Source organism: Moraxella caprae DSM 19149 (genome assembly GCF_000426885.1).
Taxonomy (GTDB): Bacteria; Pseudomonadota; Gammaproteobacteria; order Pseudomonadales; family Moraxellaceae; genus Moraxella; species Moraxella caprae.
On sequence record NZ_AUGF01000015.1, the window covers coordinates 1 to 18,349 of the forward strand.

Genomic DNA, 18,349 nt, shown 5'->3' on the forward strand with positions numbered 1-18,349 from the left:
CAAGATTTGAACTTAGGGTAAAGCTCGTGTTTGGGTGGATTGGGTAGTTTTGCAGGAAGTCTAATGAATGATTGATTTTAAAACCATTACCAAAACGGTTAGCCAAGCCACCCCATCATCATCGCTAAATGCCCAAACCAACTTGCCAAAACAATGGACAACGCCACACGGATAAACCAAATCAGCACCATTTTGCCCACGCTTAATGGGATTTTGGTTGCCAGCACGCACGGTATCATTGCCGAAAAGAAAACCACGCCCGACACCGATACGACCGCCGTCACATAACGGGTTAATAAATCGGCTTTGGCAAGGAGCAGAGCAGGCAAAAACATCTCAGCAAGTCCTGACGACAAGCCTTTGGCAACTGTCATCGGTTCAGACAATCCGCCAATCAAGGTAAATGGGTATAAGATAATGCCAAGCAAATCAAACACAGGCGTATGTTTTTCTAACAACAGCCCAATCAAACCAATGGCAATAATAGACGGCACAATCGCACTTGCCATATTAACGCCATCAATAAAATTATCCCACAAAAGTTTGTATAAAGGCGGGGTATTTTTAGCGGTGTTAATACCTGTATTTATGGCGACTTTTATTCTGGGTGCATTTAATTTATCATTATCAGGAATTGTTTTTTCATCACTAAATCGGCTAATGGGCGGAATGCGTGCCGTGATTGCCGTATCCTTAACGAGCATTCAATTTTAAAAACAAAATAAGTCATCAGCAAATGCCAATGACTTAATTTTAATTTAGTTAATTAAAATCACTTTATCATCGGCAAATTCAAACCAAATTCCTTGGCGGTTTTAATCGCCAGCTCATAACCTGCGTCTGCGTGTCGCATTACGCCACCTCCGCAGTCATTGACAAGCACATTGGCTAGGCGTTTGGCGGCTTCATCGGTGCCGTCCGCCACGATGACCATTCCAGAATGCTGACTGTATCCCATTCCCACACCACCGCCATGATGAAGCGATACCCAAGTTGCCCCGCCTGCGACATTGAGCATACCGTTTAGGAGTGCCCAGTCGGATACTGCATCCGTGCCGTCTTTCATAGACTCGGTTTCACGGTTGGGGCTGGCAACAGAGCCTGTGTCTAAGTGGTCTCGTCCGATGACGATGGGGGCTTTTAGCTCGCCACTTTTGACCATTTCGTTAAACGCCAATCCCGCCAAATGTCTCTCGCCCAAGCCAAGCCAGCAGATACGAGCAGGCAAACCTTGAAAATGAATGCGTTCGGTCGCCATATCCAGCCAGTTATGGACGTGCTTGTTGTCGGGGAATAATTCTTTAATTTTAGCGTCTGTTTTTTTGATGTCTTCTGGGTCGCCCGACAACGCCACCCAACGAAAAGGTCCTTTGCCTTGACAAAATAGCGGACGAATGTAAGCGGGGACAAAGCCGGGGAAATCAAAGGCGTTTTTAACCCCTTCATCAAAGGCAACTTGGCGAATGTTGTTGCCATAGTCGGTCGCAGGAATGCCCATTGCCACAAAGTCAAGGATTGCCTGCACGTGGACGGCACAGGATTTGGCGGCAACGGATTTTAGTTCATTGTAGCGACTTGGGTCGTTTTGGGCGGACTTCCACTCATCGACCGTCCAGCCCATTGGCAAATAGCCATTGATAAGGTCGTGGGCGGAAGTTTGATCGGTTACTAGGTCGGGTTTGATTTCCCCATTTTTGGCTCGTTTGACCATTTCGGGCAAAATCTCAGCTGCGTTGCCAAGCAGGGCAATGGACACCGCTTCGCCACGGCTTGTGTGCTCTTTAATCAGTTCATAAGCGTGGTCTAGGTCGTCTGCTTGCTTATCCACATAGCCTGTCCGCAGACGAAAATCAATGCTAGACTGCTGACATTCAATGTTAAGGCTTACCGCCCCTGCAAAAGTCGCCGCCAAAGGCTGAGCCCCGCCCATTCCGCCAAGCCCTGCGGTCAAAATCCAACGCCCCCTCCAGTTGTCGGTAGATTTGTCCGTGCCGTTGCCATAGTGCTGAGCCCCTGCTTCGGCAAAGGTCTCATAAGTGCCTTGTACAATGCCCTGCGTGCCAATATAAATCCAGCTGCCTGCGGTCATTTGCCCATACATAAACAAATCTTTTTTGTCAAGCTCGTTAAAATGCTCCCAAGTTGCCCATTTTGGCACAAGGTTGGAGTTGGCAATCAAAACTCTTGGGGCGTTTTCGTGGGTGTTAAACACGCCCACAGGCTTACCTGACTGGATTAAAAGCGTTTGGTTGGTTTCAAGGGTTTTAAGGCTTTCTAGAATCTGGTCATAGCATTCCCAGTTTCTCGCCGCCCGTCCAATACCGCCATACACCACAAGGCTTTGCGGATTTTCCGCCACATCGGGGTGGAGGTTGTTTTGAATCATACGATACGGGGCTTCGGTCAGCCAGCTTTTGCAGGTCAAGGTTGTGCCTGTGGGGGCTTTGATGATACGAGTGGGGTCGGTGCGAGTTGCCATAATGCGTTCCTTTTTTTGGGGGTTTTGGGTTGTCTTGTGAATGACTTAATCAAACTCAAATTTGTCTATACAAATTTAAGACCAATTTAGCAAAAAATTTGGGGAAATGCAAGGGGTTTTTGATTATTTTACCAAAAATCATTATCTTTAATTTTGGCTTAAAATACGCTATACTATTAGTTTTTAGCCAAGACCATGCCAAAAACACCCGCCTACCAACGCATAAAATCCGCCATCTTAGCCAAAATCCACGCAGGACAATGGGCAGTCGGCTCTGCCATTCCCACCGAGATGGCGTTGTCTCGTGAATTTGGCGTGGCTCGCATGACCGTCAATCGTGCCCTAAAAGAGCTGACCGATGAGCAGGTGCTAGAACGCCGTCAAGGGTCGGGGACGTTTGTCGCCCAGCAACAATTCAACCAAACCTTTATCACCGTTCGCAACATCGCCCACGACATAGAAAGCACAGGCAAACGCTATCACGCCAAAGTCGTAAGCCAGCTTGCCTTGCCCCATAGCGACTTACCGCCATCAGCTCGGGTGGTATTTCATAACACTCAGCGTCTGTACAAAGTGGAGATTGTGCATTTTGGCGATGATAAGCCTTTGCAATTTGAACGGCGTTTTGTGGATTTGGCGATTATCCCTGCCTTTGAATATCAAGATTTTAATAAAATCAACACAAGCGACTACCTTATCAGTCAAGTACCGCTTGTGCGTGGACACTATTTTATTGAAGCCAAGCCTTGTCCGCCTGATGTGGCGACTTTTTTGGACTGTCAGCCAAACTCGCCTGCCCTGCGTTTGTCTCGCTACACATATTCAGGCGATAAGGTTGTTACCTTTGTGCAGATGTGGCACGATGGGGCGACTTTTCGTTTTGATGGGGAATTGGGCTAAGGCTGGGTTTGTCATAGATTTGTCGCATGGTGTGATACATGCTTTTTAAAAATAAGTTTTATAGACAAAACCCCAATCTAAGGCTAAATTGGGGTTTTTGATGGCTTAAAATTTTTAAAAATAGTTATAAATTCAAAGCTGTTTTAAACCGCTTTTAAGCCATTGACTTCACTCAGTAGTACCGACAGTTCCGCCAGTCCCACTTTGTCCGATAAGCCATTTATCTGCTCTGAGAGTACCGCCAGTCGCTCACGGTGCTTATCCTGCCATGCTGACAGACCACCTACCGCCAACACATCGGTGATGAGTGCCATGAGCGTGCGGTTAAACTCACCGGTGAGTGCATAAGACACTTTTCTGTCCCAATAACTCTCGGCAGGCAACTCCGCCACCGCTGATGTTAGCTTATCCATGTGTAGCTGTGAGAACACGCCAAAATACGCTTGTGCCACATCGGTCACTGCCACGCCTTTTTGGTCGGCAAGTGCCACGACATCTAGGGCATGCACATAGATGGGCAAGCGGGCAAAGGCACGGGCATCATCATCGCTAAGTCCTTGGGCGGTCAAATCAGCGACATCTTTGGCGATATACGCCCCAAAATGCTCATCAATGACATCATAAGAGAACAAGTTCGCCACCAAGTTTTTAAAGGTCAGTGCCGTCTGTGCCACACTCTCGCCTGTCAGCTGACGGTTTAGGAACCATGTCATGCCTTGTTTTAGCACGTCTTGAATGGTAAGTTCAAGCTCGATTTGGGTGTTGCCAGCGACGACATTGTCAAGGCTTGACAGTCTGTCCCACATCGCTTGTACATCAAAGACATCACGCACGATGGCATAGCTTCGGGTGATATCCGCCACGCTGTGACCTGTCTCATCACTCATGGCAAACACATTTTCTATGCCCAAGCGGTTCACCAGTCCATTAGTCAGATAAGTACAGATAATCTCACGGTGCAGGCGATGGCGAGTCATCTCATCAAAGAACTGCTCGCCCAACGTATCTGGGAAGTACTTTTTAAGCTCATGCAAGAAGTAGGCATCTTCGGTCAGACCACTGCCAAGCAGTTCATCATACACCCACATTTTGCCATAAGACAACAGTACCGCCAGCTCAGGGTTGGTCAGCCCATGTCCATCTTTTGCCTTGCGTTTGGTTAGGGTGTCATCGCTTGGCAGGTATTCGATGGCACGGTCAAGGCGACCCGCTTTTTCTAAGAAATTCATAAAGCGAATATGCTCGCCTGTACGCTCATATGCTTGATAAACGGACAGCTCAATGGTCTGTGGCTGTAAGTAGTTTTGGCGTAGTACCAAATTTGCCACCGTATTGGTCATGCTCGCCAGCAAGTCATTACGCTGTTTGATGGTCATATCTCCACGCTCAGTAACTGAGCCTAATAGGATTTTGATGTTCACTTCATGGTCTGAGCAGTTCACACCGCCTGAATTGTCAATGGCATCGGTGTAGATACGTCCGCCATGTAGGGCATACTCAATACGTCCACGCTGAGTACAGCCTAGGTTACCACCCTCGCCCACAACTTTGGCACGCACTTCACGTCCGTCCACACGAATGGCATCGTTGGCACGGTCGCCCACATCGCTGTGGTCTTCATCAGATGACTTGATGTAAGTGCCGATACCGCCATTCCAAATCAAGTCCACAGGGGCTTTTAGAAGTTTGTTTAGTAGCTCATTGGGCGTTAAGCTGTCCTCAGCGATGTCAAAACGCTCTTTCATCTGTGGGCTGATGGCGATGGCTTTGTCGGTGCGATTAAATATCCCACCGCCTTCGCTGATAAGCTCTGCCTTATAATCCGTCCATGCCGAACGTGGCAAATTAAACAGACGCTCACGCTCTTCAAAGCTTGCCTTGGCATCAGGATTTGGGTCAATAAAGATGTGCAAGTGGTTAAAGGCTGCCACAAGGCGGATATTTTTGGACAGTAGCACGCCATTACCAAACACATCTCCGCTCATGTCGCCAATGCCCACCACGGTGAATTCATCACGGGCTTGAATGTCTTTGCCCATCAAGCGAAAATGGCGTTTGACGCTCTCCCACGCCCCACGAGCGGTAATGCCCATGCCTTTGTGGTCGTAGCCTGCCGAGCCACCCGAGGCAAAGGCATCTTGTAGCCAAAAGTTGTATTCGGCGGACAAAGCGTTGGCAATGTCTGAGAAAGTCGCTGTGCCTTTGTCGGCTGCCACCACCAAATAGGGGTCGTCCTCGTCATGGCGGACGGTATCGGCAGGCGGGACAACATTGCCATCAACCAAATTATCCGTTAAGTCCAACAAGCCACGGATGTAGGTCTGATAGCACGCCACGCCTTCGGCTTGCCACGTCTCACGGCTTGCCTGCTTGGATTTGTCTTTGCAGACAAAACCGCCTTTTGAGCCGACAGGCACGATGACTGAGTTTTTGACCATTTGGGCTTTGACAAGTCCCAACACTTCGGTGCGGTAGTCTTCCATGCGGTCAGACCATCTAAGTCCGCCACGAGCCACCTTACCACCACGCAAATGCACCCCTTCAACCCTTGGCGAGTACACATAAATCTCAAACATGGGCTTGGGCTTTGGCAAATTGGGAATATCACTTGCTTTGAATTTAAAAGACAAGCGGTCTTTTCTTGCTCCATCTTTGTCCACTTGATAAAAGTTGGTGCGGAGCATGGCGTTTAACAAATCCAAGAACCAACGCACAATGCGGTCTTCATCAAGGCTTGTTACCAAGCTAAGCTCACTGTCAATCTGTGCCAAAATCGGGGCGGTGTCCGTCTGCTCGGTGGGCGACATCTTGGCATGGAACAGCTTGACAAGCAAACTGGCAATGGCGGGATTGCCCACCAACGTGCTGTGAATGTACTCGGTCGAAAACGGGGCTCGGGCTTGGACGATATAGCGAGACAAGGCACGCAATACCACCACATCATAGGTGTCAATGTCCGTGGTCAAAATCAGCTGATTTAGGCGGTCGGACTCAACACGCCCTTGCCAAATTTCATCTAAGGCATGCTCCACCTGCGTTTTGACTGCGGTCAAATCCACCGTCAATCCTGCTTTTAAGGTGAGTTTATACTCTTGTAACCACAAATCATCGCTAACATCAGGGGTGTCTTGCCCACCAAAGTCATAAGTGGACGCTGAGATGACCGCCACCCCAAAATGCTCCAATATCGGCAAGACGTGCGACAACGTCAAAATCTCGCCCCTGCCGTAGAGTTTTAGGGTTAGGCTGTCCGCACGCTCGCCTGCCGACTGATACAAATGCCAAATCTTAGGCTTATCATCATCAAGTGACAGCAGTTTAGTAGTATCTGCCACCGCCGTATGCACATCAAACCGTTCACGATACGTCAAAGGAATGCTCGCCCCCAATGTCGCCAGTATCTCTTTGGCACGGCTCTCGCCTGTCTGGGCGGTTAGGGCTTTGGCGTATTCATCTGTCCAGTCGTGCATGAGTGTCGACAGTTCACGCTCCAACTTGGCTAGGCCATAATCCTTGACCTTGCCTGTCTCGGTGCGTACATGGATATGCACACGGGCGTGATGAAGCTCGTTAAATTCGGTCGTAAAGCTCGATGACACACCGCCAAAGGCTTGGGTTAGAATGTCTTGGATTTTTTGACGTAAGTCACTGTTAAACTTAGACAACGGTACATAGACCAGACACGATACAAATCTTTGATAATGGTCGGTACGCACGAGCAGACGTAGGCGGTTTTTGTCCTGCAAGCTGGCAATGCTCGCCACCATCGGGTAGAGCTCATCGGTACTGGCTTGGAATAGGTCATCACGGGGCAAGGTATTGACGATGTGGGTAAGTTTAAGATAAGCATGGCTGTTTTTGGGCAGGCGTGACATGGCAAGGATTTTACCTGCTTTCTCGTTGAGTAGCGGAATGTTCGCCACGCTGGTCTGATACGCCCGTGATGTCAAAAGTCCAACAAAACGATATTCGCCAATCAGCTCGCCTTGGTCGTTGTATTTTTGAATGCCTAAAAAGTCCAGATAAGCGGGGCGATGGATGGGCGACAGCCGTGCCGATTTAGATAGTAGTAATACACGTGGCTCGGCTATCAGGTGTTTTAGGTGCGTGGGCAGACCGTGAAAACTCTTGGACAACTCATCGGTCTCCTTGCCTTGTAGCACGCCCAGTCCGCTACCACCCACCGAGTACAGCTCAGGCACACCATGGTCATTTTCAAAACGGTACTCACGATATCCCATAAAGATAAAATTATCACGCCCCACCCATTCCAAAAAGCCTGTCACCGCTTCTTTGGTATAATGCTCCGTGGGAATGGGCAGGCTTTTTAGCTCTTCTTTAATCTCGTCTAGCTTATCTGCCATCGCCCCAAAGTCGCCAACAATGACATCAATGGTGTGGACTTTCTTTAATAGCATCTCTTTGATATCCGCCAACTTATCCTCGCTTTGGCGGTCAATCTCAACATGCACCAACGCAAAACAGCTGTCCGCACGACCACTGCTCTCATCAACCGCTTGAATGTCGCTGATGTGTCCGTCCGTGCGTTCTACCTTGATGATGTTATTATAAATGCGATGAACGCCAATGCCCTGACGCTCCAAGCTCATGAGTAGTGTGTCGGTCAAAAAGGGGCGGTCAATGGCGACCAAAGCAATGATGGTACGCTCACTGTTAAACAGGTGCGACTCACCCAAAGGGTTGATGACGCTGATGTTGGGGCTTTTGCTGTTATGCGTTTTTAGTAAGCTAAAATGGTGTAATGCCATGCCCGACAACGTCTCATCGGAGAATCTGTCTGCCATCTCTATGGGCAAGTGCTGATAATAGATGGGGATAAACTTCGCTAGCATCTCTTGATAATTGGCATGGTTGTCATGATGATGGCTTGTGGCGTGACGGGCGATGTTGCTGACACGTTTTGGGCTGATGGTTAGATGGTTGCTTGTCATGTTTTTTTCCTATTGGTTTTAACCGTAAATGTTTAAAATAAACGTGCATAAACTAAACCAAAGCTGACAAAATAGCAAATGGAAAATCTTTGTATTATTATTAGTTTTTATGATAAATATAAAATTTTTTAGATATATTTCTGATAAGTGTTTTGGCTGGGTCTGAGATGTACTAACATCCGTCTTTGTAATTTGTATAGTCTGCCAACTTTGAAATAATACTGTGTCAAACTCGCTCGTAGTACTACTTGTACAACTTCGCTCGTTTTCCTTGTCTTATTTCAAATTTGTTTGACTATATTTTGCAATGAAAATAAAAAAGGGCGAATAAATCCGCCCTTTATAAACCCCTAAAGCATCATACTCGGGTCAAACGCTCGAACAGGCTCTTGTCTTAGCACATTGGGGTCGGCTTTGTAGTAACCTGCCGTTGATTTTGGCAATTTTTGCCCACGCATGACATCGGCGATTTTTTCCGCCATCATAATGGTAGTGGCATTTAGGTTACCTGTGATGATAAGGGGCATGATAGACGCATCAACGACACGCAAGCCTTCTAAGCCATGCACACGCCCTTGGCTGTCCACCACCGCCATATCGTCCATGCCCATTTTACAACTACAAGACGGATGATAAGCGGTCTCGGCATGATTACGCACAAATTCATCAAGCTCGGCATCGGTTTGGGCATGACGGCTTGGGCTAATCTCACGCCCACGGTACTCATCCAAAGCAGGCTGGTGCATAATCTCACGAGTGATACGAATGCCGTCTCTAAACTCTTGCCAGTCTTGCTCGTGCGACATATAATTAAACAAAATGCTGGGGTGGTCGTGGGGATTTAGCGATTTTAGGCGGATACGCCCACGAGACGGCGAACGCATGGAGCCAACGTGTGCTTGAAAACCATGCTCTTCTACGGCATTTGAGCCGTTGTAGTTAATGGCAACTGGCAAAAAGTGATACTGGATATTTGGCCATTCAAATTCAGGACGAGTTCGGATAAAGCCCCCTGCCTCAAACTGATTGCTTGCTCCAATGCCTGTTCCCAAGAACAGCCACTCCGCCCCAATGGCAGGTTGATTGTACCATTTTAGGGCAGGATACAGCGATACGGGTTTTTTGCATTCGTATTGTAGATACATCTCCAAATGATCTTGCAAGTTCTCGCCCACCCCTGGTAAGTCATGCACAACAGGGATTTTAAATTCATCAAGCAAATTTTTTGCCCCAACGCCCGAACGCTGTAAAATCTGTGGAGAGGCAATCGCCCCTGCCGAAAGTATCACTTCTCGCTTGGCGTGAACGGTTGTGGGATTTGTGTCATTGCCTTGTAGATACTGCACGCCAATGGCACGCTTACCTGAAAATAGGATTTTGTCGGTTACGGCATGGGTTTTTATGGTAAGATTGGGGCGTGATTTTGCCATGTCTAGATAGCCCCGAGCCGTGCTAGAACGGCGTCCTTTTGGTGTAACCGTTCTGTCCATAGGTCCAAAGCCTTCTTGCTGATAGCCGTTCAAATCATCGGTGCGTGGATATCCTGCTTGCACGCCTGCTTCTACCATGGCATTAAACAGCACGCTACTACCAATTGCCGTGCCACGCTGTGAAGTTGTTACACTCACAGGACCTGTGCCACCGTGATAGTCGTTTTCGCCCACATCACGGGTCTCGCTCTTTTTATAATAGGGCAAACAGTCGGCATAGCTCCAATCTTCTAGCCCGTCCATTTTTGCCCAATTGTCCAAATCCATGGCATTACCACGAATATAGCACATACCATTGATGAGCGATGAACCGCCAAGCCCCTTACCACGTCCGCACTCCATACGGCGGTTGTTCATATAAGGCTCAGGGTCGGTCAGATATGCCCAATTGTAGCGTTTGCCTTGCAAGGGGTACGCCAGTGCCGCAGGCATTTGCGTACGAAAATCCAAGCGATAATCAGGACCACCTGCTTCCAAAAGTAGCACGCTCACATCGCTGTCTTCTGTCAGACGCGTGGCAAGCACATTACCTGCCGAACCTGCTCCGATGATGATATAGTCATATTCTGTCATAAGTTTTCCGTAAATAAGTTAACAAATTTGATAATATACCAGTTATTTAAAAATAGACTCAAATTTACCCATTTCTATTTGAATGGATTTAACTTGGGTGTAATGATCCAGTGTCATCATGCCGTTTTCACGCCCAACGCCTGATTGCTTATAGCCACCCACAGGCATTTTGGCGTCCGACTCGCCCCATGTATTGACCCAGCAAATGCCCGCTTGCAAGGCGTGGGTAATGCGATGAGCTTTATTTAAATCAGAGGTAACCACGCCCCCTGCCAAGCCAAAAATCGTGTCATTGGCACGCTCTATTGCTTCATCTTCATCATCATAAGTCAAAATACTCATGACGGGCCCAAAAATCTCATCGGTAACAATACTCATCTCATCGGTGCAATCAGTAAAGACGGTCGGTAGCACAAACGCCCCCTTGGACAGCGACTCGCTATGCTCGGCAAAATCATCCGCCACCGCACGCCGTCCACCAAACAGCACCGTTGCCCCTGCTTTTTTGCCCTGCTCCATATAATCAAGCACTCGCTCCATGTGGGCAAAGCTCACCAAAGGACCCATGTTGGTTGTCTCATCAGTTGGGTCGCCCAAGCGAACCTTGGGCAGGCGTGCCAAAATGGCTTGTTCAAAGGCGTGTTTTTTGGCACTTGGTACAAAAACTCGTGTGCCATTGGTACACACTTGTCCTGTGCTATAAAAGTTTGCCATCATCGCCACGTCCGCCGCCAGCTCAATGTCGGCATCATCACAAACAATCAAAGGCGACTTACCGCCAAGCTCCATGGTTACGTCTTTTAGTGATGATGCTCCTGCAAGGCTCATCACTTTTTTGCCTGTTGCCACCGAGCCTGTAAATGAGATTTTGGCAATGTCAGGGTGTTCGGTCAGATACGCCCCCACATCACCACCACCTTGCACGACATTAAACACCCCGTCAGGCACGCCAGCTTGGGTATAAATCTCGGCAAGTTTTAGAGCGGTCAAAGGCGTAACTTCACTCGGCTTAAAAATCATGGCATTACCAGATGCCAAGGCAGGGGCGGATTTCCATAGGGCGATTTGAATGGGATAATTCCACGCCCCGATCCCTGCCACCACGCCAAGCGGTTCTCTTTGAGTATAAAAAAAGCTCCCTTCTTTGCCCGTGCGAAGTGGCACTTGCACTCCTTCAACGGCGGTGGCAAGCCCTGCATAATACTCCAAGACGTCCGCCCCTGTAACAATATCCACATAAGCGGTCTCGCTGATTGCCTTGCCTGTGTCCGCCGTCTCAAGGCGTGCCAGCTTATCATTTTGTTCACGCAAAATTGCCACCGCTTTTAGCAGTATCCGAGAACGCTCCACCGCTGTCATGCTTGCCCAGATTTTTTGTCCTTCTTTGGCACTTTGTACCGCTTTATCCACGTCCGCTTTTGAAGCACTTTGCAGTTTGGCAAGCGTGTCTGCTGTAGCAGGATTGACTGTCTCAAAAAACTCCCCGCTACTGGCGGATGCATACTTTCCGCCGATGTATAGCGATGTTTGTTCTACGTTTGGTAGTGATGACAATGCCATAACAAGACTCCTGTATTTTTAAAAATTTATCATCAAAACTTATAAATTTTATTCAAAGGTTGATGAAACCAAAAAGATAGGTTATGATAACAAAAAATCATCTATAACGCAAATAATTGATTTTTAATGACTTTCTTATTTAATTTGTGTAAAATGATTGTATATTTCAAATTGATTTTTGTAAACGTTTTGTAAATTTATTAGGTTTTTTGAAAACCATTTAGGGTGTGTTAAACCTTGATAACATTCCCATAAAATAAGATGAAAATTTAGCACGCCCTAGCAATTTTATATCATTAACGAACTTGGAAGGTAACACTATGGAAGATACCAAATCCAAAGACGGTCGCCTAAACCGAACGGTGTTTATCTGTTCGGCGGTGATTATCGTCTTTTTTAGCTTATATACCATGCTGTTTAATGACAGTGCGTCCGCCATTTTGGACGGTGTGCTGGCATGGGTAAGTACCACTTTTGGTTGGTATTACTTTTTTGCCGCATCGGTGTATATCATTTTTGTGCTGTTTATCGCCTGCTCTCGCTATGGCAACATCAAGCTAGGTCCCAAGCACTCCCAACCCAAGTACAGTCTTTTGACGTGGTCATCCATGCTGTTTGCCGCAGGGATTGGCATTGACATCATGTTTTTTTCGGTGGCAGAGCCTATCATGCAGTACATGAATCCGCCTGTTGGTGGCGGTCAGACCACACAGGCGGCTCGTGAAGCCTTGATGTGGACGATTTTTCACTACGGACTGACAGGTTGGTGTATGTATGCGTTGGTGGGCATTGCCCTTGGCTATTTTGCCTACCGCTACAATCTACCCCTAACCATTCGCTCGGCGTTGTACCCCATGATTGGCAAAAAGATTGATGGACCTGCCGGTCATGCTGTGGACGTGGCGGCGATTTTGGGGACGATTTTTGGTATTGCCACCACTTGCGGTATCGGGGTTGTGCAATTAAACTACGGTCTGCACGTTATTTTTGATTTGCCTGAAAACTTACTTTGGCAAATTGGGCTTATCGCCCTAGCGGTCGCCATTACCATTGTGTCGGCAACCACAGGGGCATCCAAGGGCATCAAAATCCTATCGGAGCTTAACATTTATTTTGCCTTGGGACTTATCCTGTTTGTGCTGTTTTTGGGCAATACCGAATTTTTGCTAAACGCCATTGTCATGAACGTGGGCGACTATCTTAGCCGTTTTCCAACTTTGACACTAGACACCTTTGCTTACAACCAAACGCCCGAACAAAAACAATGGATTCAAGACTGGACGCTGTTCTTTTGGGCGTGGTGGATTGCGTGGTCGCCTTTTGTGGGGCTGTTTTTGGCTCAAATCTCAAAGGGTCGTACCATTCGTGAATTTGTCATCGGCACCTTGTCCATTCCCTTTGTGTTTACGCTTGCTTGGCTGTCAGTCATGGGCAACAGTGCCTTAAATGAAGTCTTAGGAGGCAATCTTGCCTTTGCCGAAAAAATCATCGCACGCCCTGAGATTGGTTTTTATGAGCTGTTATCCACTTATCCTTGGTTCTCGGTAACGGCAATCATCGCCTTTGTCTCAGGACTTTTGTTTTATGTAACATCGGCAGATTCTGGGGCGATCGTGCTTAGTAATTTTAGCTTCAAAAGCCAAAAAAACACCGACACGCCCCCCATTTGGATACGCCTGTTTTGGGCGGTGGCAATCGGCATGCTGACCGCTGCCATGCTGATGACGGACGGCATCACCGCCCTACAAAAGGCGACTATTGTCATGGGCTTGCCATTTAGCTTTGTCATGTTTTTTGTCATGGTGGGACTGTTTAAGTCGTTACGCCTTGAAGATTTTAGAGAAGAGATTACCAAAATCAATGCCGTGCCTGTGGCAGGGGGCGTGGACGTGAGCGACTGGCAAACTCGTCTGCACCGCATTACCGCCTATCCTGACACCCCAGAGACAAAAGCGATGATGACAAATGTCTGCCTGCCTGCCCTAACTGACGTAGCAGACGCTCTACGCCAAAAGGGACTGTCGGTGCGTGTGGAATCGGTCGCCTTAGACGATGAGCCAAGCCTTGTGCAACATATGCTGACGGTGGATTATAAGGACGAGTATAACTTCGTGTATGGCATCGTCCCCGTTAAATACCCTGTGCCAGAGCGTCCAACGGTTGATGATGGGCAAGAGTTTTATTATCGCTTGGAGACGTATTTGTTTGAAGGTTTGCAAGGCAATGATTTGTCAGGCTTTAACAGCGAGCAAGTCATCAATGATGTGCTTGACAAATACGAGCGTCATCGGGCGTTTTTGCACTTAAATCGTGAAACCCCCGGCAGCCGCCCTGTGTTTCCTAAGTGACTTATCCCAAAATAAAAGCGTGTCAAAAGGCACGCTTTTTTATTAAATCTCTTTCCAAACTAAAAATAAACCCCTATAAACACTGGGGTTGAAGTTTTTAAAAATCTATAAAAATCCGGGTTTGGAAAGAAGTCTATTAAAAATCCCCCCAAACCATCATTCCCAAACTGCCATTTTTGCATTATAATAACTCTATTTTTATCCGTGAACATTCATCATGAAAAAATCCTTACTTAGCCTAACCTTACTTAGCCTTAGCTTATCTGCCACCGCTCAGGACACGTCCACCCTTGACGGCTTGACCATTGGTGCCTTAGCCAGTTTTGGCTCGCACGCCTATGCCACCGATGACAAAGTGGGGGTAGTGCCACTCGTGCTATACGATAACAACTATTTTTATGCCGAAGGCTCGGAGCTGGGTTTTTATGCTCACAAAGACAGCGAAAACTGGTTTCGTGTCGGGGCAGGCTATGAGTCTCGCCACTTTGAGCCAGATGACGCAACCATAACCGCCCTAAAAGGCCTAAACAGCCGTAAATCCAGTGCCAATATCGTGCTAAGTTATATGCGTATCACGCCGGTGGGCGGTTTTGAGATTAAGGCAGGCACGGACATGATGGATAGAAGTGGCGGTCAAACCGTCTCACTGGCTCATCGCAGTCTATTTAAATTCTCTGATAACAAACTCACCGTCTATCCCAAATTTGGCATAAACTGGTACAGCGATGATTATAACCAATACTACTTTGGCGTATCCGAGCAAGAAAGCACCAAAACAGGCATAGACACCTACACCGCCAAATCCAGCTACTCGCCCTTTGTCTCGGTCTCTGGCAAATACCAATTTACCGACCACATCGGTGCCTTTGCCAACACTAAAGCCGAGTGGCTCTCATCAACCCAAAAAGACAGCCCCCTAACCGATGATAAAGTGGATATTGGGGCAAATGTGGGTTTGACTTATACGTTTTAATGGTTAAATTTATATAAGTGCTTGATTTATCAAGGGCGAATGTGATTCGCCCCTATCACCCAAAATAATTAGCAAATAATAAAAAGGGCAAACCCACGTTCGACCTTTTTATCGTTTATCTGCTTATCAATCATCGCTTGATTGTAATTGGATGTAGTTTTGAATGCCGATATCTTCAATCTTCTCTTGCTGGGTTTCTAGCCAGTCTTCGTACTCTTCATTGCCGTCTTTTAGCTTGATGAGTAGCTCACGAGAGACAAAATCACGCTTGGCGGTACACACTTCAATGGCTTCTACCAGCACGTCATGCTTACGCTTTTCCAAACGCAAATCACACGCCAAAATCTCTTCTACGGTCTCGCCAATCATGAGCTTACCCAAATCTTGCAAGTTTGGCAAGCCTTCAAGTAGCAAAACTCGCTCAATCAGCTCATCTGACCATTTCATCTCACGAATGGACTGTTTAAAAAATGAGTCGTTTAGTTCTTCTACGCCCCAGTTTTTAACGATACGAGCGTGTAAAAAATACTGGTTAATGGCAATCAGGGACTGACCCAATACCAAATTTAACTGACGGATAACGTCTTTATCGCCTTTCATATTCTTACCTTTTTATTTTTAAATTTTAAACATTTAACTTCTTAAAAAAGGGTGTATGCACAACACCCCTTTGCTTGTCGCTCACTTAGTGCGTGGCACCCACCATGTTAGGCTCTCCACTTTGGCTTTGTAGGTAGTTTTGTAGTCCCATAAGCTCAATCAAACGTAGTTGTTTTTCTAGCCAGTGGGCGTGGTCTTGTTCGGTGTCTTCTAACTGACGCACGAGCATATCACGAGTTACATAATCACGCTCGGCTTCACAGATGACAATGCCTTCTTTTAGGTGTTCTTGTACGGTGCATTCTAGTTCCAAATCGCTTTTTAGCATGGCAGGCACATCGGCACCGATGTTAATCTTGCCCACTTGCATATTTGGCGTACCGCCCAGCATGATGATACGGTTGATAATCAGGCGTGCGTGTAGGGTTTCATCTTCCATTTCGTGATAAATGCGGTCGTGCAATTTACCCAATTCCCATTCAGCATACATTTGTGAATGGATAAAATACTGGTCTCTGGCACCCAACTCGCCCGCCAATAAGAAATTTAGATAATCAATGACTTTTTGAGATGATTTCATGATAAAAATCCTGTGTTAGATAAAGAAAAATCAGCCAATGCTGTATGGGACATATCATAGCACAAAGATAAGGCTTGACAAGGGGGTATTTGTATGACAAAGGAACTGCGAACGACTTACGCTGTGAGAATGGCTATTGTAATAACAAAAATTTTCACCTAAGAAATCATCTTAGGTGAATTGGAGAAAATGGTTTTGGCAAATAGGCTAAGTTATTGATTATGTTGTTATTTTTATTATTGATGACAATTCCTTTTACCATTTTAATAATTTGCAAATAATAAGGCTTATTAGTTAATTTTATCAACTTGAAAATGACTATTGATTGATAATTTTAATCTAGCTAAGATTGTTCAAAGACACTTATATTTAGAAATATTACAGTAATAAATTTACCAAATATTTACAAAAATTCTATCACACCGCCATAGCGTCCACCGCCACATATTTGGCATGATGTTCATCAACCAAATCCTGCACCATAGGCATACAACAGCCACAGCAAGTACCGACCAGTAGCTCACTTTGCAACACTTCCACGCTATCAACCCCTTGCAGCATGGCGGTTTTGATTTGGGTGTCTTTGATGTCATGGCAAATACAAACATACATGGCGAAATCCTTGGCAAATACTGTTGTGGATTGGCTATTTTTTAAACGAAAATAAGAACGGTTATTCTTATTAACTCATGGGGTTATATTAGCAATAATTGTTATTATTTGCAAGCAAAAATTGATAATTTTTATAAAAAAGTTTAAAAATTTTGATGAATGCAGGGATTATTTGCTGATAATGCTTTTTAAAATATGAATTTGTCTGAAAATCAATGGCTTATTCCTACAAATCTGCTTAACATTTTGATAAATAACAATCCCCAAAACATCATATTTTGGGGATTGTTAAAAATTTAATCAAATTTGATTATTCATCAACAAAAGACAGCCAGTGCTTGTATTTGTCATTACGCCCTTGCACCACATCAAAATACAAGGTTTGTAGTTTTTCGGTCAGCTCGCCACGTCCGCCCTTGCCAATCACACGGTCATCATATTCACGGATTGGGGTAACTTCGGCAGCCGTACCCGTCATAAAAATCTCATCGGCAAGGTAGAACTCATCACGAGTGATACGGCGTTCTACGACTTTGATACCCAAATCATGAGCGAACTCAATAATGGTACGGCGAGTAATACCGTCCAACGCTCCGCCTGCTAGGTCTGGGGTATGCAGTTCGCCATTTTTTACCAAAAATAAGTTCTCGCCCGAGCCTTGACATACATAGCCGAGTGGGTCCATAAGAATGGCTTCGTCATAGCCTGCTTTGGTCGCTTCTTGGTTGGCTAGGATAGATACTGGATAGTTGGCGGCGGCTTTTGCCTTACACATGGTTACGTTGGGGTGATGATGTGTGTAGCTTGATGTTTTGGCACGGATACCGTTTTTGATACCATCTTCGCCCAGATACGCCCCCCAATGCCATGCAGCAACGGCTGAATGAATGGTATTATCTTTGGCGGCAATACCAAGCTTTTCTGAACCGACCCAGATGAGCGGACGAATATAGGCAGAAGCCAAACCATTTTCACGCACCACGTCTTTTTGGGCTTTGACCAGCTCATCATGGCTATAACGCACGTCTAGCTGAAAAATTTTGGCAGAATTAAGTAGGCGTTCGGTGTGTTCATGTAGACGGAAAATGGCGGTACGTCCGTCAGGGGTTTGATAGGCACGCACGCCTTCAAACACCGCCAAACCATAATGCAAGCTGTGCGTGAGTACATGGACTTTGGCATCAGGTTGGTTGATTAGTTCGCCATCTAGCCACATTTTGCCGTCTTGGGTTGCTAAACTCATAAGTTTTTCCTTGATAAAAAGAGCTTTTAATAAAATTAT

At 46.4% G+C, this 18,349-nt stretch carries 12 protein-coding genes; 3 read left to right on the forward strand and 9 right to left on the reverse strand.

The window, feature by feature from the left end; translation table 11 throughout:
* Positions 1 to 98: 98 nt before the first annotated feature.
* Positions 99 to 704, reverse strand: coding sequence for a hypothetical protein (locus K941_RS14845; protein WP_051225904.1), 606 nt, complete (start codon positions 702 to 704; stop codon positions 99 to 101).
* 68 nt (positions 705 to 772) lie between these two features.
* Positions 773 to 2,479, reverse strand: coding sequence for a urocanate hydratase (hutU, locus tag K941_RS0105465; protein WP_029102816.1), 1,707 nt, complete (start codon positions 2,477 to 2,479; stop codon positions 773 to 775).
* Between the two features lie 195 nt (positions 2,480 to 2,674).
* Between hutU and K941_RS0105470 the strand changes: the two genes are divergently transcribed.
* A complete protein-coding gene (locus tag K941_RS0105470; protein WP_029102817.1) occupies positions 2,675 to 3,379 on the forward strand; it encodes a GntR family transcriptional regulator in 705 nt (234 codons plus the stop codon).
* Positions 3,380 to 3,522: 143 nt separating this feature from the next.
* Here the strand turns inward: K941_RS0105470 and K941_RS0105475 are convergent, their stop codons facing one another.
* The 3 genes from K941_RS0105475 to betB form a co-directional block, all read right to left on the reverse strand.
* Positions 3,523 to 8,331, reverse strand: a complete 4,809-nt coding sequence (locus tag K941_RS0105475; RefSeq protein WP_029102818.1) for an NAD-glutamate dehydrogenase — start codon at positions 8,329 to 8,331, stop codon at positions 3,523 to 3,525.
* Between the two features lie 350 nt (positions 8,332 to 8,681).
* Positions 8,682 to 10,394, reverse strand: coding sequence for a choline dehydrogenase (gene betA / locus K941_RS0105480; protein ID WP_029102819.1), 1,713 nt, complete (start codon positions 10,392 to 10,394; stop codon positions 8,682 to 8,684).
* A 42-nt stretch (positions 10,395 to 10,436) separates the two neighbouring features.
* Positions 10,437 to 11,954, reverse strand: coding sequence for a betaine-aldehyde dehydrogenase (betB, locus tag K941_RS0105485; protein WP_036387616.1), 1,518 nt, complete (start codon positions 11,952 to 11,954; stop codon positions 10,437 to 10,439).
* 320 nt (positions 11,955 to 12,274) lie between these two features.
* Here betB and betT point away from each other — a divergent pair, with 320 nt between their 5' ends.
* Positions 12,275 to 14,302, forward strand: a complete 2,028-nt coding sequence (betT, locus tag K941_RS0105490; protein ID WP_029102821.1) for a choline BCCT transporter BetT — start codon at positions 12,275 to 12,277, stop codon at positions 14,300 to 14,302.
* 217 nt (positions 14,303 to 14,519) lie between these two features.
* Entirely contained in the window at positions 14,520 to 15,275 is a 756-nt protein-coding gene (locus K941_RS0105500; RefSeq protein ID WP_029102822.1) for a MipA/OmpV family protein, read from the forward strand.
* A 126-nt stretch (positions 15,276 to 15,401) separates the two neighbouring features.
* Here K941_RS0105500 and bfr (K941_RS0105505) read toward each other — a convergent pair whose 3' ends face one another.
* The 4 genes from bfr (K941_RS0105505) to K941_RS0105520 all read right to left on the reverse strand — a co-directional run bounded on the left by bfr (K941_RS0105505) (position 15,402) and on the right by K941_RS0105520 (position 18,310).
* Positions 15,402 to 15,875, reverse strand: a complete 474-nt coding sequence (gene bfr / locus K941_RS0105505) for a bacterioferritin (RefSeq protein ID WP_029102823.1) — start codon at positions 15,873 to 15,875, stop codon at positions 15,402 to 15,404.
* An 85-nt stretch (positions 15,876 to 15,960) separates the two neighbouring features.
* Positions 15,961 to 16,455 carry a bacterioferritin gene (gene bfr, locus K941_RS0105510; RefSeq protein WP_029102824.1) on the reverse strand — a complete coding sequence of 165 codons (495 nt, stop codon included), beginning with the start codon at positions 16,453 to 16,455 and terminating at the stop codon, positions 15,961 to 15,963.
* Positions 16,456 to 16,872: 417 nt separating this feature from the next.
* Complete coding sequence (locus K941_RS0105515; RefSeq protein ID WP_029102825.1) at positions 16,873 to 17,067, reverse strand: (2Fe-2S)-binding protein; 195 nt, start codon at positions 17,065 to 17,067, stop codon at positions 16,873 to 16,875.
* A gap of 310 nt (positions 17,068 to 17,377) precedes the next feature.
* On the reverse strand, positions 17,378 to 18,310 hold the full coding sequence (locus K941_RS0105520; protein WP_029102826.1) for a branched-chain amino acid transaminase: 933 nt from the start codon (positions 18,308 to 18,310) through the stop codon (positions 17,378 to 17,380).
* Between the last annotated feature and the right edge of the window lie 39 nt (positions 18,311 to 18,349).

Bases quoted from the DNA above. Each gene is read 5' to 3' on its own strand.
- bfr (WP_029102824.1), bottom strand. From the start codon at position 16,455: ATGAAATCATCTCAAAAAGTCATTGATTATCTAAATTTCTTATTGGCG.
- K941_RS0105520 (WP_029102826.1), bottom strand. From the start codon at position 18,310: ATGAGTTTAGCAACCCAAGACGGCAAAATGTGGCTAGATGGCGAACTA.
- K941_RS0105475 (WP_029102818.1), bottom strand. From the start codon at position 8,331: ATGACAAGCAACCATCTAACCATCAGCCCAAAACGTGTCAGCAACATC.
- hutU (WP_029102816.1), bottom strand. From the start codon at position 2,479: ATGGCAACTCGCACCGACCCCACTCGTATCATCAAAGCCCCCACAGGC.
- K941_RS0105470 (WP_029102817.1), top strand. From the start codon at position 2,675: ATGCCAAAAACACCCGCCTACCAACGCATAAAATCCGCCATCTTAGCC.
- betA (WP_029102819.1), bottom strand. From the start codon at position 10,394: ATGACAGAATATGACTATATCATCATCGGAGCAGGTTCGGCAGGTAAT.
- betT (WP_029102821.1), top strand. From the start codon at position 12,275: ATGGAAGATACCAAATCCAAAGACGGTCGCCTAAACCGAACGGTGTTT.
- betB (WP_036387616.1), bottom strand. From the start codon at position 11,954: ATGGCATTGTCATCACTACCAAACGTAGAACAAACATCGCTATACATC.
- K941_RS0105515 (WP_029102825.1), bottom strand. From the start codon at position 17,067: ATGTATGTTTGTATTTGCCATGACATCAAAGACACCCAAATCAAAACC.
- K941_RS14845 (WP_051225904.1), bottom strand. From the start codon at position 704: ATGCTCGTTAAGGATACGGCAATCACGGCACGCATTCCGCCCATTAGC.
- K941_RS0105500 (WP_029102822.1), top strand. From the start codon at position 14,520: ATGAAAAAATCCTTACTTAGCCTAACCTTACTTAGCCTTAGCTTATCT.
- bfr (WP_029102823.1), bottom strand. From the start codon at position 15,875: ATGAAAGGCGATAAAGACGTTATCCGTCAGTTAAATTTGGTATTGGGT.